Source organism: Vibrio sp. 1401 (assembly GCF_033340295.1).
Genome location: NZ_JAWOWF010000042.1, coordinates 33,046 through 48,787 on the forward strand (window position 1 = coordinate 33,046; position 15,742 = coordinate 48,787).

The following is a 15,742-nucleotide window of genomic DNA, read 5'->3' on the forward strand; positions in this document are numbered from 1 at the left end:
ATGCAAAAATCACACCACAATATTGAGCCAATTCTCGGTAAGCTAATAGATGGCATGTTTATGGAACAAACATCAACAGTACTATCCGAGAACCTGGTTCCTAACATGATGTACAGCTACTTGATTGACTTTGAAAAACGATAAGCGTAAACAGACATTTGACTTAACAATTAAGGAATCACTTTGAAGATCACAGAATTACGCCAATATAGAATCAGAGCAGGCAAAACAGAACAGTGGCTAAGTTGGATGAAGGAAGAACTGTTGCCCTATCAACGTTCACAAGGCATGCGTGTACTGAATACTTACGTCCACACTGGTGATGATGGACATGACTATTTTGTTTGGCTTAGAGAGTTCGACAATGAACAAGCACGCCAGGCTCTCTACGAAAAAACATACAACGAGTGGTGGGTTCGCGAGATTCGACCGAAGGTGTTTGAGTTAATTGAACAAGACTCAATCAAAGTTACCTTACTTGAATCGGTAGAGATGTAGTCAGCTGCAACACCGTAATGCAATATCGAACCGATAACGTTTAGAAACGATGTGGTTTTCGACTGTAAAGTAAGGTGGAAAACTCGTCCATTTGCTTTTGTTCGCGCTTAGCTTCAGCAAGTTGTTTCTCTTTTTCGCGTTTGTCTATCATCCACTCATAGGATTTGCGTTCTTTACGCACGGTTAACCAATATTCTTTACAGTTTTCAACCTGCTCATTGAAATGACTTTCTGCTTGCTTTTGCTTAGATAAAGTTTCATCTAGCTGGGTAAGGAATCGATTTAAGTGTCCATATTGACTTGCCGTTAGGCCCGCCTGACCACGGTCGACGAGTTGCTGGCAATAATCAAGCCGATACTTTTCAATTTGTTCAACCTGACGGTAATAATCTTCGAGTTCAGAACGCGCTTTGTTCAGTGCAAGCACAGCTTGGTCTTCACGATCCTTAGTTTGCTCAAGTAGAAACTCCATCGCATTATTCATGCGCTATCACCCACCCAAAATGTTTCTAAGCATATTGACGCACATATCGTATGGCACCGATTCTTTCATGCTCTGCTGCAAGTATTCGTCTAACTTCGGTTTCAAAGTAAATGCGCCATCAATAGCAGGATCGGTACCCGGTTTGTACGCTCCAATCGAGACCAAATCTTGATTCTTGCGACAAATAGACAAGACCTGTCGCACCGCTTTTGACATCAGAACGTGCTCTTCGGTCGTGATTTGCGGCATAACACGGCTCACCGACTTCTCGACATCAATCGCCGGATAATGGCCTGCATCCGCCATTTCACGAGAAAGTACAATATGGCCATCAAGAATGGCTCGCGATGCGTCCGCTATCGGATCTTGCAAATCATCCCCTTCGGTCAACACGGTAAAGAACGCCGTAATCGAGCCTTGCTCGGCACTTCCATTACCCGCTCGCTCAACCAGCGCTGGCAGCTTGGCAAATACAGAAGGCGGGTAACCTTTCGTCGCTGGCGGCTCACCAACAGAAAGTGCGATTTCACGCTGTGCTTGTGCAAAACGAGTCAACGAATCCATCAATAGCAGAACATCTAACCCTTGGTCCCTGAAGTATTCAGCAATCGTTAATGCCGTTTGGCACCCCTTTAAGCGCATTAGAGGTGAAGCATCGGCAGGCGCCGCGACCACCACTGAGCGGTGACGACCGTCCTCACCCAAGACCTCTTCGATGAACTCTTTAACTTCACGTCCACGCTCACCTATCAGGCCGACGACCACAACCTGTGCGGTGGTGCCTCGCGTCATCATGCCAAGCGTGACCGATTTACCCACACCAGAACCTGCAAACAGACCGATACGCTGACCTTTACCAACCGTCAACAAACCATTGATGGCTTTTAGGCCAACATCGAGCGGTTCAGAAATTGGTTTTCGAGCCAACGGGTTGATCGGCTCGGCATTAAAAGAGGCACGGTGATCGGTATACAAAGGGCCAAGTCCATCAAGTGGATTCCCAACCCCGTCTATCACGCGCCCAAGTAACTCCATGCCGACAGGCAAACCAGCGTCACTGGTTAAAGGGGTGACTCTCGCGCCAGGTAAAATGCCCGTAATTTGTTCGCTTGGCATTAAAAATAGGTTGTCACCTGAAAAGCCGACAACCTCGGCTTCCATCTGACCTGACATGGTTTCCACTAAGCATAAACTGCCAATTGGTGCGCGACAGCCGATTGCTTCCAACGTTAACCCAACCACACGCACCAGTTTGCCAGAGGCGACAGGGCGCGTCGTAAGGCCTTCAACTTTGTAGCTTTTTAAGCGGTCAGCGAGTGCTTGCATGGATTACTCACCCTCTTGATGACGGTTTGCGCCACAAAAGCTGTGCAATACGCTTTTGACGCGTTCTTCCATGCGATAATTAATGCTTGATTCACCGGCTTCAATCTGGACGTCACCTCGATTGAGCGATGGCTCAGCAACTAACGTCCAGTTGCGACAATTAAGGTCTTCTTCACCATAAGCTGAACGAATAATCGCGACATCTTCTGGATTCAGGTGCAAGGTAATAGGGTGGCCTGATATTGGTAGCGCTTCGACCGACTGCTTCACCGTATCTAAAATAATTTGAGGGTTGGTTTGTACTTCAACGTGCACCACTTCTTTAACTAAACAGAGCACCATATCCACCAGCTGCTTTTCAACCTGAGCATTCATCAACTCCAAAGGTTGAGCAAACTGATTGGCCAAGTTCATAAAGGTTTCAACTTGCTGCTGAATGTATTCTTGCCCTGCAGTTACCCCTTCAGCTTTTCCGAGCTCGAGACCTTCAGCATGGCCGGCTTGCAACCCTTCTTCTTTACCTTTGTCGTAACCTTGCTTAAAGCCAGCTTCCTGACCTTGATGTAAGCCTTCTTGATAAGCGCCTTGCTTAATCAGTTCAATTTGCTCTTCGGTTAGCGCAAGTGGCTGCTCTTCTTCAGGCTCATCAAAATTCGGCACCCATCCCGGGTCATAGTTGAACGCGGTTTGTTTTGCTTGTTTGGCTTTAGGCTCGCCATAATCAGGCAGCCCCCAACGTTGAGGTTCGATCATCGAATCATCTTCATCAGGACGGATAAATCCACGTTTTCTATCGCCAGCCATGGGTTACCTATTGTGTGTTCGATTAAGAAGTGAGGGTGCTCCGCAATAGGATAATTGCGAAGCAATAGAAATTATAAGAATTCGTCAGCACCGCCAGACAACATGAGCTCACCAGCATCCGCCATTCGACGGGCAATTGCTAAGATTTCTTTCTGAGCGGCTTCTACATCTGCCACTCGTACTGGCGGCATCGCTTCTATATCATCACGCATCATATCAGCAGCACGTTTAGACATGTTCTTGAAGACTTTCTCACGTAACGAGTCATCTGCACCTTTGAGTGCTTTTTGCAACACGTCTTGTGGTACGTCACGCAGCAACTTCTGAATACCTTGGTCGTCCACTTCGACTAAGTTTTCGAAGACAAACATTAGGTCTTGGATTTGCGTCGCCATGTCTTCGTCCTGATCGCGAATTTGTTCCATCAACAAACCTTCGACGTTGTTGTCTAGGTAGTTCATGATCTCCGCTGCTGCTTTCAGGCCGCCAATTTTGGCTGCTTGTGCACCCGCTTGACCCGCGAACTGTTTCTCCATGATTTCGTTCAGCTCTGCCAATGCTGATGGCTGAACTTCTTCAAGGTTGGCAATACGCATCATCAGATCCAAACGCACGCGCTCAGGGAACTGAGACAAAATCTCTGCAGATTGGTCTGCTTCTAAATAAGACAGTACGATAGTTTGAATCTGTGGGTGTTCATTGACAATAATGCTCGCCACTTGGCGTGGGTCCATCCATTTCAAAGAATCCAAACCTTTTGAGCCCGTACCAAGTAGGATCTGGTCAACTAAGTTGTTGGCTTTGTCTTCACCAAGAGCGGCAACCAGTGCATTACGCATAAAGTCTTCGCTGCCCATACCAATGTTGGTGTATTTCTGGATATCCTCCAAAAACGCACGATGAACAGCAGATACCTTGTCTTGGCTGAGATCCTTCGCGCGAGCCATCGCACTACCAACACGCTGAACCTGTTTTGGTTCTAGGTGACGGATAATGCCAGCTGCATCTTGTTCATTAAGGCTCAGTAGTAAAATTGCCGCTTTTTCTTCGCCGGTAATGGTTGAAACATCCAGCTCTACTGGCATTCCCGCGGCGTTGTCATCTTGAGGTACGATATCGTTAGCCATTGTCATTCATCCAGTTTTTCACTACTTGAGCAGCCAGTTCAGGTTCATTCGCAACCAGAGCGCGAACCGCTTTCAATACATCTTCATCTTTATGAAGGTTTGGCAAATCAATACTTGAGCCAAACTCGAACAGTTCGCTGCTTTCGATGTCACTGCCAATCAAGCTAGTTTCACCATCCGCACCAATCGGCAAGCCGTCTGGTCCGTACATTTCGTCTTCATCATCGCTGGTAGGGTTAAGCAATTTCTTCATTGCTGGGCGAACCAGAACCAACACAACCACAATAATCACTAATGCACTTGCGAACCAACGAACCCAATCACTGAAGTTAGGGTGCTCCCAAATTGGTGGTTCTTCTAGCTGCTCAGCCTCTGGCTCAGCAAACTTTACACTCAATACATTCAGCAAATCGCCACGGCCTTGATCAAAGCCAACAGTACCAATTAATACTTGGCGAATGGCATTGATTTCAGATTCGGACATTGGGGTATAAGTCACTTCACCCGTATCAGGGTTAACTTGACGACGGTCTTTAATCGCAACAGAAACGGTCTGACGAGCCACCGTCCCAGTCTGCTTTCGCTCGTGGCTGATGGTCGTATCAAGTTCAAAGTTACGCGTGGATTCTTTACGAACTGAACCCTGCCCCATGACAGAACCATCTTTCATTTGAGCCACATCTTGCGGAATTGAGGCATCCGCTGGAGGCTGATTACTCAACGCACCCGGAATACCCGCTACCATGTTACCGTTATTGTAATCTTCGAGTGCGTACTCACTGCGAGTCGCAGGGGTGTTTGGATCAAAGCGTTTGCGGGTTTGTTCAACCGCACTGAAGTCCATTTGGATATCAACCTGCGCCGTATAGTTGCCATAACCTAAAATGGGTAATAGTACGGAATCAATTTTTTCGCGCAGCGCTTGCTCTTGGCTGCGTTCTAATTCTTGTTCTTTGCGTCGCGCCGCAGAAGCGGGATCTTGGGAGCCTGAGCTGAGTAAGCGGCCATGCTGATCTGTGACGGTAATTCGAGAAGTTTTCATTCCCGGCACAGCACTAGCCACCATGTCGACAATAGAATCCACTTCTTGTTGCTTAAGGTTCGTGCCTGTCGACAATGTCAAAAATACCGACGCAGACGCTTCTTGGTTATGACGCACAAACACGCTGTGCTTTGGCAGTGCCAATAACACTCGTGCTTTGCGAACTTGCTTCATTTCTTCAATTGCTTGAGCCAATTGGCGCTCTCGACTGAGTTTGAGACGCTCTTGCTCGAGACGTTGTGAAACACCAAAACCCATGTCTTGCAGCAAAATATCATCGCCCGCTTCTGTAGCTTGGTTAACGCCGGAACGAACCATGCCAAGTTTGATCGAGTTGTACTCACTCGATTCAACAGAAACAGTATTGCCATCAAGCTTATAATTGATTTTCTGCTGGTCCAGATAATCCAGAACGGGGATCAATTCTTCGGTCTCATACGCACCAAGTGGGCGCATTTCCGGTTCTTTGACCCAAAAGAACAGCATCACGATCAATGCAACACAGATGGATATCGACAGCACAAGCACAACCTGACGAAGTAAATCGAGGTCGCCCACTGCCATATCGAATTTTGACGCACTACGCTCCTCTAGATCTGGATTTTGACTCTCCACATCCACATCGGAACTTGCTACCAGTGCACCATCTGAGCCGCCTTCAGTGACGGTTAAATCTGTAGACTTGTCTGCCACACTTATTACCTAAATTACACTGGCATGTTCATGAGGTCTTTATATGCCTCAACGAGTTTATTGCGAATTTGAACCGTCGCATCAAAAGCGACACTAGACTTGTTACGAGCGATCATAACGTCAGAAAGGGATACATCGGCATCACCACGATCAAAACGGGTTTGTAAATCACCAGATGCTTTTTGAAGTGTGTTCACGTTATTGATGGCTTTAGTTAGGAGATCGTTAAAATCCGCTCCAACTTTCGCCCCACTTGCAGTAGGAGTCGTATTGGTTGCTTCTACCATCATGGCGCGCATTTCTGCCTGAATACCATCAATTTTCATTAGCACCTCTAAGCCAAAAGATTGACTATTAACAAAACTGATTATTGACACAGCAATTAACGTGCCATAAGACATTAGCAATCAATTTACTTACACTTTTCGTCTTATGGCCGTTGTCTGTGTTAATTCGGGATATCTATACCAGCATCACGCATTTTGGCAAGCTTATAGCGCAAGGTTCGAGGGCTTATACCCAGTTTCTCCGCCATTTCTTTGCGTCGACCATTACACTCAACCAAAGTCTCCAAAATAATGGCGTATTCTTGATCGCGTAGCTCGCTGCCTAAGCCTTCTCCACCGCTGACCGGGCGGCTGACACTCTCAGCTTGCGCAACTGGCTTAACATTGGGCACGACCATATCTGCGTTTTGCACCACGTGTTGCAAGCTATTGGCATCTTGCCAATCTACGCCCTCAAGCAAAATGTGCTCTGCATCGATGTCGCCATTTTCACTTAATATCAGCGCTCGTTGAACCACGTTATCCAATTCACGAACATTACCCGGCCAAGGGTATTGCAATAGTTTTTCTAACGCAACGGTCGAGAATTGAGGCACTGGCATGCCCATTTTGCTGCAATGACGCTCAGCAAGATGCTTGGCAAGCGGTGCAATATCGCCTTTACGTTCTTTAAGTGCAGGCCACGCAATTGGGAATACATTCAGGCGGTAATATAAGTCCTCTCTGAAGTTTCCTTCTGACACGTATTGCTTAAGATCACGGTTACTCGTCGCTAACACACGAACATCTAACTTGATGCTTTTGCGACTGCCAAGGCGCTCTACTTCTCGCTCTTGCAAAACACGCAACAACTTCGCTTGCAGGTTCAAGTCCATTTCGCTGATTTCATCAAGCAAGATTGTGCCACCTTGCGCTTGTTCAAACTTTCCTGGGCATGCCTGAACAGCACCAGTAAATGCGCCCTTTTCATAGCCAAACAGTGTTGCTTCGAGCATATTGTCAGGAATCGCGGCACAGTTAATTGCGACAAAAGGACCATTTTTACGATTTGACGCGTTGTGAATATAACGCGACATCACTTCTTTACCTGAGCCACTCGGACCTAGCACCATAACATTCGCATCTGTACGCGCCACTTTATCGGCCAACGCGAGTAAGCGCAGACTTTTCTCATCAGCAACGATAGCATCACCGTTGTCATCACTTTTTATCGGTGCATAACGACTGACCATATTTAGCAACACTTCTGGTGCAAATGGTTTCGCCATGTAGTCAATCGCGCCATCTTTCATTGCAGACACGGCATCTTCAATGTTGGCGTACGCCGTCATTAGCAATACTGGTAAGTTAGGCCAATTCTGCTTGATGCTTTTGAGCAGAGCTAAGCCACCCATACCCGCCATTTGCACATCAGAAACGACGATATCAACCGTATTCGATTTCAGCTTCAACAGTGCATCTTCAGCACAGTCCGCTTCCAACCACTCATACCCTGCCAGAGCCAGAGTATCGACTAGGGCTTCACGAAGACCTTCATCGTCTTCTACGATCAGCACTTTGCTTTGCGCCATTATGATTCTCCAGAAATTGTTATTACCAAAAGCCGCTTATTGCGCTTCTGTTTGCACTCGCTCTAGCGGAATGCACATGGTGAAGCAGGCTCCATCACCCTGCTCTGAAATAAGTTCCAATCGACCGTCATGGGCACGGCAAACCATTTGAACAACTGCCAACCCTAATCCAGTTCCTTGAGAACGTGTGGTAAAAAATGGCTCCATGATTTTGGCTTGCAGTTCTTCGGGCACTCCCGGTCCGCTGTCTTGCACAGAAATGCGTAACTCACCATTTACCGGGCGGAAAAAAATATCGACTTGCGATTCTTTACCAGACATTTGAATCGCATTCATGACCAGATTACTTAATGCGGATGCAATGGCGTTCGCATTGCCTAGTAGTTCAGTTTGTTCTTCTTCCACTTCTAGGCAGTAATCAATACTGTTGTTTTTTAGCGCGGTTTCGACCATCGGCTGATATTCCGCTACCAACTGGGCAATCGTAAATGGCTTAATGACTTTATTATCACCACCTTTAGCAAAAAGCAGCATATCATTAACCTGCTTTTCCAAATCGTGCAGTCGATCCATTAATTTGGTTTGGAAGCGATCTTTTGTCGCTGGAGGAAGATTTGGCGCTCCCAAATTGGATGCATATAACATAGCGCTCGACAGCGGCGTTCTTACTTGGTGAGCAAGCGACGCAACCATACGTCCTAACGACGATAAGCGCTGTAAATCACTGACACGAGCTTGAAGTAAACGGGTTTCGGTTAAATCGGTAATCAGGATCAATTGACCTGTTGTGGACGCCGAGATGGCGAGTCGAACTTTACGGCCATTACGTAATGAAACTTCGTGGCCATCATCTTCACGTGGGTCAAACACCGCCTGGATAACGTTGAACCATTTTTCGTTAACCAGTGGAATCTCAAGAATTCGGTGCGCTTCTGGATTTGCTTCACGGACTACTCCGTACGTATCGAGCAAAATCACTCCAGCAGGCATCACATCGAGCACCTGTTTGTAGCGCTCAACCTGATTCTCTACGGAATCTAAATGGGATTGATTGGTGTTGTTATCCATTACTGCCTGTCGAAATATCGCCGCTAAAACTAAAATAGCTTGGCAAGCAATTAGCGTACCAAGCTATTCTTTATATTTATCAGGATGTTAAGCTATCGACAATAAGTTGACACTCAGAGATAACGGTTTTGGATGCCAGAAAAACGATGTTAACTAGCACAAGTGATAATTCAGATATCGTCTTAAAACTTCACTTTACCTAGCGCTGTAAGTTGTACTTACGCATTTTTTCCACCAGCGTAGTACGTCGCATACCCAGCATGTCGGCCGCTCTTGCTACAACGCCACCCTGCGCTTCTAATGCTTGGCTGATCATATTAACTTCTAAATCAGCCAGCAGCTCTTTCAAATTAACCCCTTCCGGTGGCAGCGCTTGCGGGGCGTTCATGCTGTGATCAAGGTCGTCTTGATCTTCAAAGCTAAAATCTTCAGAGAAGATGTCTTGGAACACATCACGCTCTTGTTCTTCAACCGAAATAAACGGATTACTTTCTGGTTGGAACTCCGGGATATCACTGTAGCGATATTTGGTTGGTAAGTGGTTTACATCGACTAAGCTATTTGGGTACAGAATGATCATTCGCTCAACAAGGTTCGCTAACTCACGCACGTTACCCGGCCAGTTGTGCTCCATCAATGAATTGATCGCACGAGGGGTAAAACAGATAGGTTGTCCGCCTTCCGCCTCTAAACGTGTCATCAGTTCTTGCAGCAGCAATGGTATATCTTGTTTGCGCTCTTTCAGCGCTGGCATCTCAATCGGAAACACGTTCAGACGATAGAACAAGTCTTCTCGGAACGTGCCTTCTTCAATCATATTTTCTAGATTACGGTGTGTCGCCGCCACAACTCGAACATTTACCTTGATGGTACTATTGCCACCTACACGTTCAAAGCAGCGTTCTTGCAATACACGAAGCAACTTTACTTGCATCGACATTGGCATATCGCCAATCTCATCAAGAAAGATAGTGCCACCGTCTGCGAGCTCAAATCGACCTTTACGGGCAGTTAACGCACCAGTAAACGCGCCTTTTTCGTGACCAAATAATTCGCTTTCTAGGAGCTCAGGCGGTATTGCACCACAGTTAATAGGTACAAATGCGCCATCGCGGTATGAAGAGTGATAGTGGATGTTACGCGCAACAACTTCTTTACCCGTACCGGACTCACCTAAGATCAACACGTTTGCTTCCGTGTTTGATACTTGCTCAATCAGGTGTCGAACTTCTTGAATACCTCTACTTTGACCAACTAAGCTGCGAAAAAGCGTGTTTTTGCGTGCACTAGCAACAACATTCACTCCTTTTCGCCCCAGAAAATCTTTGCAGTGGCGTAACGCTTCACTAAGCTGTGGGTAATTAAGCGGCAGCTCTAGTTCACCAACAAAATTTGGAAGATCATCAACAGGCAAAGGAAAACGGCCCATGACTAGAAGAGGGATGTGGTAAGCGCTGTTTAAATGAGAGATAACCGTACTCGCCGCTTGACCTGCTGGAATATTACCAACAATACAGCACGACCATACGCTAGACCAATCAACATCGCTGAGCTGATCAGAACTGACCGCTTCGCAATTTTCTCCAACAAATTCCAATATATTGCTTAAATTTAAACGACTTGATGCGTCATCATCAATTACAAGCAGCTTTGCCAAACCATGCATAAGTAAGAATGATTGCCTTTATTTTAGGTGCGTTGCGGCCAAACCTTGATTTGCGCAATTGGGTGCTAAAGAAGGCAGAACCACCACACTCAATTTACGATAGACAAAATAGGAAAATCAGCAACAAAAAAGCCATTAGGGCTACTAATGGCTTCTATTTTATTTGAATATAAAAATAAGGCAACCAAGCAATGGAGAGGTGTGAGCTTGATAGAAACTTTGCTACACAACTCGTTGCGCAATTGACAAATATATTCGTCTAGTATCTTAACGCATTGTTTTGACTATTAAATACCAACTTCAGCAGCGGTAAGATTATGAAACTCTGTTGGGATTTGGTCCCAAGCGGACTTGATCTCACGGATAATGTCGATAACGTCGTCGATCAGCTGAGGCTCATTTTGATGGTTAGCAGCAGAAATTTGCGTGATCATAAACTCATACAGTGAATCTAAGTTTGAAGCAATATCACCACCGTCATCCATAGATAGACAGCTGCGTAGCGCGATAATGATGTCTAACGCTTTACCTAAGCGCTCACCTTTTGCTGGAATATTGCCTGCTTGCATGGCTGCTTTACCTTGAATAAGGCGCTCAATCGCACCAGCCATAAGCATTTGAATGACTTTGTGCGGAGAAGCCGCGCTAAGCTGGCTGTCGACTGATACCTTTTTGTATGCTTGCAAAGAACCGCGCATAGTAATCCTCTTTTAAATAAATTTTTTGTACTGCTGAAGTGAACGCTGGCCATAACGAAACTTATGGAGCTCTTTTCCGACCTTTGACGTTTCCGATTGCATCAGCTCGACAATTCTTTTGGTACGAGTTAGCAATGCTTGCCACTCTGCATCCTGCTTAACCAAAGGATTTTGATGAATAATTGGTAACAGGTTTTGCAATAACCGTTCCCTGATATCGACCAAGCGAAGAATTTCTTCAGCATTAAAATCAATTTTTTCTAATTCTTGCGTAATTAGTTGATCTATATCACTAATTTCCATGAGTTCTTTTTGCATTTATTAACCCAACGCACTCATCAAAGCGCCTAACTGGCCCTGCATTTTACCGGTCGCATCTTGCATAGCGGTAAACTTCGCATGAGTACGCTTCTCTAGGCTTTCCATGCGGCGATCTAATGCCGCTTGATCGTCACTCAAACGGTAGTTTTGTTCTGTGAGACTTTTTTCTCGAGTACGAATACTGCCTGTAATACCTGTGATACCGTGAATCGCATCTTCTACTCGTTTAGCAAAACCTGTGTTGCCACCGAAGAACTTTTCTAACTCGTTGAAGTTATTGTTCAACTGGCGATCTAGCATGTCATAGTTGATTTCTAGGGTGCCTTGACGTGTCGTCGTAATGCCAAATTCTGTTAAGGACTTTAGGTTTTCAGGCGCCTTATCGATTCGAGTAGAAAAGACCGATTTTAATCGTGAATCTGCACTGCGTACGGTGCTGTCACCTGACAACGGCCCTTTTTGACCAGTTACCGGATCCACACTCGCCAACGCTTGGGAGGTTTGATAAAACGAGTTATACGCTGCCACAAAGTTTTCGATATCGTTGCGTACACTTTGACGGTCGTACTCGACACCAATTTCAGCAGGCGGTTTATTCGGTTCTGATTTGCCTTTTAGTGTTAAATCAACACCTTCGATCGCATCTTCAATCACATTGTTGTGGCTAGATAGCTTTGCCACGCCATCAAGCAGAACTTCTGAATCTTGCCCTGCTTGTACTTCTGTCATTCCAAGGTATTCTTCAAAAGCAGATTGTGCCTTTGCGATTTTCGCTTCTGCTTCATCAATTTTTTCCAGACGCTCACGTTCTTGAGGATCAAGTTTAGCGCGATGAATTTGCTTAGCTTGCGCTTCGGAAAGTTCACCACGTGCCACTTTTTCGTCTAACGCTTGCTTTTCACTCGCAATTTTTTGCTCGATTTCCGCTTTTTCTTGCTCAAGAAGCTGCTTAGCCTCTTTCGTCGTAACGTAAGAATCAGTTAGGGTGCCCGATGCGGCATTATTCCAGCCTGGTACATCTGGTGCCTTCTCTATTGCCTTTTCGTCGAGTTCGAGCTCTGGTTCTTCATAAGAGTCCAACAAAGTACCTGACGCAGTTTCTGTCCACCCTGGAATTCTGTCTTCAGGGCGTAAACTCGCGCGTCGGTTGGCTTCATCAATGGCTTCTTGACCAGCTTTGGCTGCTTCTGCACCCGCCGCAGAGATTGGCGCTTGCGATGCATCATCTTGTACATCGTCTGCCGCTTTTTGCTCTTCTGGAGGTAGAGGATTGCCGTTTGCATCCAGCTCTTCTGCTGGTTGTTCCGGAAATTTAAGAGGACCTAAGACATCTTCCGCCGCTGAACGAGCTTCTTCAAGCGCGTTGACGCGGTCTTCAAGTGTTTGGTATTCGAAATATTTAAGAGGGTTGCCTTTTTCTGCCTCCACACTGACTCTGATTTGATGATCCTTACCAGAGAGGTTAGAAGCAAGGATAAGGCGTGGACCTTCGGCGTCGTTAATAAGAGATGCACGAACGCCAGGGTTATCTTTAGCGCCATTGATGCCACGTACGACATCGATGAGCTTAGATCGGGAACGAACATCGATGTTAAAACGCTCATCACCAAGCGAAATCTGCAGCTTACCAGGGCCAAATTTTGCGTCTTCTGGCAATACGTCAGAAGCGACTTTATGGCTCTGAGCAAGCTGCAACACATCGATAGCATATTTGCCAGCGATAGCATCTGTGGTTGCCGTGGCAGATACGATATTGTCATTGGTCGTTTCGACGGTGCGAACGGCAAATGCTTTCTCCTGACGAAAGTTCGCCATGAGATTTTTCATCGTATCCAATGATTCTCTGAGTCGCCCGTAAGCACTGATACTGGCATTAATTGTCGTGCGTTCGTTGTCGATGCGTTGCTGCTTTGGTACGCGTTCGGCATCCACAATTTTGCTGACCATGGAATTAATATCCATGCCGCCAGACATCCCCAAAGGGCCTAAACTCATCAAATCACCTCTAAAAACGACTTACACTTTTTCAGTCAACAACCCGCTGTTGGCTGTGTGCTCAGCTAGGCGACGCAATACCACTAGCATTTCTTCATCAGGAATTTGACGAATCACGTCACCGGTATTGGCTTCATAAATCGTCACCACATCTCGTCCGGATTCTTCATCCACTCGAAATGCGACTCCTTTGTTTATGGACGTGACAAATTCATTCATTTGCGCGACCAATTTTTCACGTTCTTCTTTGTTCAGTTCTTGACGGCTTTCAGCCATCTCGAGCGCAGCTTGAACAGAGAAGTCGTATTCGGTGTTTTTCGCTTTTTGCGGCGAAATCTCACCATTTGAATTTGCTGGGCTAGACGTGCCTATATCATTGCCATTTTTATTTGCAAACTTTGTGCCATTTGGCGTGCCGTAAGGCTGGATGTTCGATGCGTAGGAGGATATATCCATTACAATCTCCCTTCCACCTTATGGGCTAACGATAGAACCTATCGCTTTGGTGCCCCAGCACTAAGGTGTTGACCTCAGGCTGGGTTTACCACTTAGCCCAACAAGCTTAGCGCTGCAGATGGAGACTGCTTCGCTTGAGCCAGGATTGAAGTACTTGCTTGCTGAAGAATTTGCGACTTAGTCATCGCAGTGGTTTCCTTCGCGTAATCAGTATCTTTAATACGGCTTTTAGACGCGTTAACGTTCTCGTTAATGTTGTCTAGGTTGCTGATTGCGTGGTTGAAGCGGTTTTGGAAAGCACCGAGTGAAGCTCGTTGGCTGTCTACGGACTTAAGAGCGCCGTCGATAACCGCTACTGCTTCTTGAGAGCCAGCTACTGTGGTTACGTCGATGTCTTTCACTGTTACGTCTTTCGGACCACCAAAGCCGATCTCGTCTGCTAGGTTGCCAGAAAACTCAACATCACCTTCAACTTTTTGAGAAGAAGCAAATACTTGTAGTTTGCCATCTTCGCCAACAGAGGCTTTTACATCATCGTTTTGACCGTTGATGTATGTCGCTAGCTGTTCAATATCATCGCCTTGCTTAGCGCTGATTGATAGCTCTTTCTCTTCACCCTGCTTGTTGGTGTAGCTCATTTTGAACTCTGTTTTCTCACCAACAGTCCAAGATGCGTCTTTACCCTCTTCTGCTGCGTAGCTCTTACCACCCATTGCTGAAGTGTCTGAGCGTAGGTTACCCATAGAAAGCATCACTGCTTCACCTGAGTCCGCACCGATTTGGAAAGATTGAGTACCGTAAGTACCGTTTAGAAGCTTGTTACCACCGAAAGAGGTAGTTTCAGCAATACGGTTTAGCTCGTCGTTTAGCGCTGTTACTTCTTCTTGGATCGCTACACGCTCTGCTTTTGAGTTAGAGCCGTTCGCCGATTGAAGCGAAAGATCACGCATACGTTGTAGGATGTTGGTAGATTCATTCATTGCACCTTCAGCAACCTGTGCAATAGAAATACCGTCGTTTGCGTTTTTCACTGCCATGTCTAGGCCACGGCTTTGTGCATTCAAACGGTTTGAAATCTGTAGACCTGCAGCATCGTCTTTCGCGCTATTGATTTTATAACCCGAAGACAAACGCTCCATTGATTTTTGTTGACCGTCAGCTGCCTGGTTTAGGTAACGCTGTGCAGTCATCGCAGAAACGTTAGTATTAACGTTAATCGCCATAATTGATCTCCTTAAGGCTTTAGTGAATGTACCGTCGTGTCTCTCACCTCACTTAGGTACATCTCATTTCTCTCAGTCCCTTTAACGGCGACCGATGAATATCCTTTAGAAGAAATTTTCAATTTTTTGCGATTATTTTCTTTGGCTTACTGAAATGTGATGAAGCTCTAATGTCGTGATTCGCAGAAATCCTGGGGCCCCAAAAGACAGAAAAAAACCCAGCCGAAGCTGGGTTTACTCGCTCATCTCTCACCACGAGCCAATGAGGTTCTCGTCTTAGGTTTGAAATTAACCTAGCAGACTTAGCGCTGAGTTTGGCGCTTGTTTCGCTTGCGCAAGGATTGAGCTTGACGCTTGCGATAGAATTTGTGACTTGGTCATTGCCGTCGTTTCTTTCGCGAAGTCAGTATCTTTGATACGGCTCTTCGACGCATTCACGTTCTCGTTAATGTTGTCCAAGTTGCTGATTGCGTGGTTGAAACG

At 46.1% G+C, this 15,742-nt stretch carries 17 protein-coding genes; 2 read left to right on the forward strand and 15 right to left on the reverse strand.

The annotated features are described in order from the left end of the window. Window positions 1-144, forward strand: coding sequence for a hypothetical protein (locus tag R7Z77_RS18545; RefSeq protein ID WP_005394314.1), 144 nt, complete (start codon window positions 1-3; stop codon window positions 142-144). Between the two features lie 39 nt (window positions 145-183). After that, window positions 184-498, forward strand: coding sequence for an NIPSNAP family protein (locus R7Z77_RS18550; protein ID WP_005380475.1), 315 nt, complete (start codon window positions 184-186; stop codon window positions 496-498). Window positions 499-538: 40 nt separating this feature from the next. On the opposite strand, the gene fliJ is transcribed toward R7Z77_RS18550, so the two are convergent. The 15 genes from fliJ to R7Z77_RS18625 form a co-directional block, all read right to left on the reverse strand. Next, window positions 539-982 carry a flagellar export protein FliJ gene (fliJ, locus tag R7Z77_RS18555; RefSeq protein ID WP_213967832.1) on the reverse strand — a complete coding sequence of 148 codons (444 nt, stop codon included), beginning with the start codon at window positions 980-982 and terminating at the stop codon, window positions 539-541. Window positions 983-988: 6 nt separating this feature from the next. Next, entirely contained in the window at window positions 989-2,308 is a 1,320-nt protein-coding gene (gene fliI, locus R7Z77_RS18560; RefSeq protein ID WP_318136784.1) for a flagellar protein export ATPase FliI, read from the reverse strand. Between the two features lie 3 nt (window positions 2,309-2,311). Next, complete coding sequence (gene fliH, locus R7Z77_RS18565) at window positions 2,312-3,112, reverse strand: flagellar assembly protein FliH (protein ID WP_005394317.1); 801 nt, start codon at window positions 3,110-3,112, stop codon at window positions 2,312-2,314. Between the two features lie 71 nt (window positions 3,113-3,183). Continuing rightward, window positions 3,184-4,239: a flagellar motor switch protein FliG gene (gene fliG / locus R7Z77_RS18570; protein WP_005380470.1), complete on the reverse strand. Its 1,056-nt coding sequence runs from the start codon at window positions 4,237-4,239 to the stop codon at window positions 3,184-3,186. After that, complete coding sequence (fliF, locus tag R7Z77_RS18575) at window positions 4,232-5,974, reverse strand: flagellar basal-body MS-ring/collar protein FliF (protein ID WP_005380462.1); 1,743 nt, start codon at window positions 5,972-5,974, stop codon at window positions 4,232-4,234. Before fliF ends, fliG begins: the two co-directional genes overlap by 8 nt. A 14-nt stretch (window positions 5,975-5,988) precedes the next feature. After that, complete coding sequence (fliE, locus tag R7Z77_RS18580) at window positions 5,989-6,300, reverse strand: flagellar hook-basal body complex protein FliE (protein ID WP_213967830.1); 312 nt, start codon at window positions 6,298-6,300, stop codon at window positions 5,989-5,991. Window positions 6,301-6,422: 122 nt separating this feature from the next. Further along, on the reverse strand, window positions 6,423-7,832 hold the full coding sequence (locus R7Z77_RS18585; RefSeq protein WP_213967829.1) for a sigma-54-dependent transcriptional regulator: 1,410 nt from the start codon (window positions 7,830-7,832) through the stop codon (window positions 6,423-6,425). 36 nt (window positions 7,833-7,868) lie between these two features. After that, the gene (locus R7Z77_RS18590; protein WP_005380459.1) at window positions 7,869-8,900 is read right to left on the reverse strand and encodes a sensor histidine kinase; all 1,032 of its coding nucleotides are present in this window, start codon (window positions 8,898-8,900) and stop codon (window positions 7,869-7,871) included. A 199-nt stretch (window positions 8,901-9,099) separates the two neighbouring features. Then, window positions 9,100-10,566 carry a sigma-54 dependent transcriptional regulator gene (locus R7Z77_RS18595; protein WP_005380458.1) on the reverse strand — a complete coding sequence of 489 codons (1,467 nt, stop codon included), beginning with the start codon at window positions 10,564-10,566 and terminating at the stop codon, window positions 9,100-9,102. Window positions 10,567-10,853: 287 nt separating this feature from the next. Then, window positions 10,854-11,264, reverse strand: a complete 411-nt coding sequence (gene fliS, locus R7Z77_RS18600; RefSeq protein ID WP_005380457.1) for a flagellar export chaperone FliS — start codon at window positions 11,262-11,264, stop codon at window positions 10,854-10,856. Between the two features lie 12 nt (window positions 11,265-11,276). Beyond that, window positions 11,277-11,582, reverse strand: a complete 306-nt coding sequence (locus R7Z77_RS18605; RefSeq protein ID WP_005380456.1) for a flagellar protein FliT — start codon at window positions 11,580-11,582, stop codon at window positions 11,277-11,279. 3 nt (window positions 11,583-11,585) lie between these two features. Continuing rightward, window positions 11,586-13,580: a flagellar filament capping protein FliD gene (gene fliD / locus R7Z77_RS18610; protein WP_213967828.1), complete on the reverse strand. Its 1,995-nt coding sequence runs from the start codon at window positions 13,578-13,580 to the stop codon at window positions 11,586-11,588. 21 nt (window positions 13,581-13,601) lie between these two features. Further along, window positions 13,602-14,036 (reverse strand): flagellar protein FlaG, encoded by a 435-nt coding sequence (flaG, locus tag R7Z77_RS18615; RefSeq protein ID WP_005380451.1) that lies wholly within the window; start codon window positions 14,034-14,036, stop codon window positions 13,602-13,604. Between the two features lie 92 nt (window positions 14,037-14,128). Beyond that, complete coding sequence (locus R7Z77_RS18620; protein ID WP_005380449.1) at window positions 14,129-15,259, reverse strand: flagellin; 1,131 nt, start codon at window positions 15,257-15,259, stop codon at window positions 14,129-14,131. A 288-nt stretch (window positions 15,260-15,547) separates the two neighbouring features. Continuing rightward, the coding region (locus R7Z77_RS18625) for a flagellin (RefSeq protein ID WP_031855108.1) at window positions 15,548-15,742 on the reverse strand (195 nt) is incomplete at its 5' end.

Coding starts and splice junctions, on each gene's coding strand:
- R7Z77_RS18585 (WP_213967829.1), bottom strand. CDS start 7,832: ATGGCGCAAAGCAAAGTGCTGATCGTAGAAGACGATGAAGGTCTTCGT.
- R7Z77_RS18605 (WP_005380456.1), bottom strand. CDS start 11,582: ATGCAAAAAGAACTCATGGAAATTAGTGATATAGATCAACTAATTACG.
- fliD (WP_213967828.1), bottom strand. CDS start 13,580: ATGAGTTTAGGCCCTTTGGGGATGTCTGGCGGCATGGATATTAATTCC.
- fliS (WP_005380457.1), bottom strand. CDS start 11,264: ATGCGCGGTTCTTTGCAAGCATACAAAAAGGTATCAGTCGACAGCCAG.
- R7Z77_RS18595 (WP_005380458.1), bottom strand. CDS start 10,566: ATGCATGGTTTGGCAAAGCTGCTTGTAATTGATGATGACGCATCAAGT.
- R7Z77_RS18545 (WP_005394314.1), top strand. CDS start 1: ATGCAAAAATCACACCACAATATTGAGCCAATTCTCGGTAAGCTAATA.
- fliI (WP_318136784.1), bottom strand. CDS start 2,308: ATGCAAGCACTCGCTGACCGCTTAAAAAGCTACAAAGTTGAAGGCCTT.
- flaG (WP_005380451.1), bottom strand. CDS start 14,036: ATGGATATATCCTCCTACGCATCGAACATCCAGCCTTACGGCACGCCA.
- R7Z77_RS18620 (WP_005380449.1), bottom strand. CDS start 15,259: ATGGCGATTAACGTTAATACTAACGTTTCTGCGATGACTGCACAGCGT.
- fliJ (WP_213967832.1), bottom strand. CDS start 982: ATGAATAATGCGATGGAGTTTCTACTTGAGCAAACTAAGGATCGTGAA.
- R7Z77_RS18590 (WP_005380459.1), bottom strand. CDS start 8,900: ATGGATAACAACACCAATCAATCCCATTTAGATTCCGTAGAGAATCAG.
- fliG (WP_005380470.1), bottom strand. CDS start 4,239: ATGGCTAACGATATCGTACCTCAAGATGACAACGCCGCGGGAATGCCA.
- fliH (WP_005394317.1), bottom strand. CDS start 3,112: ATGGCTGGCGATAGAAAACGTGGATTTATCCGTCCTGATGAAGATGAT.
- fliE (WP_213967830.1), bottom strand. CDS start 6,300: ATGAAAATTGATGGTATTCAGGCAGAAATGCGCGCCATGATGGTAGAA.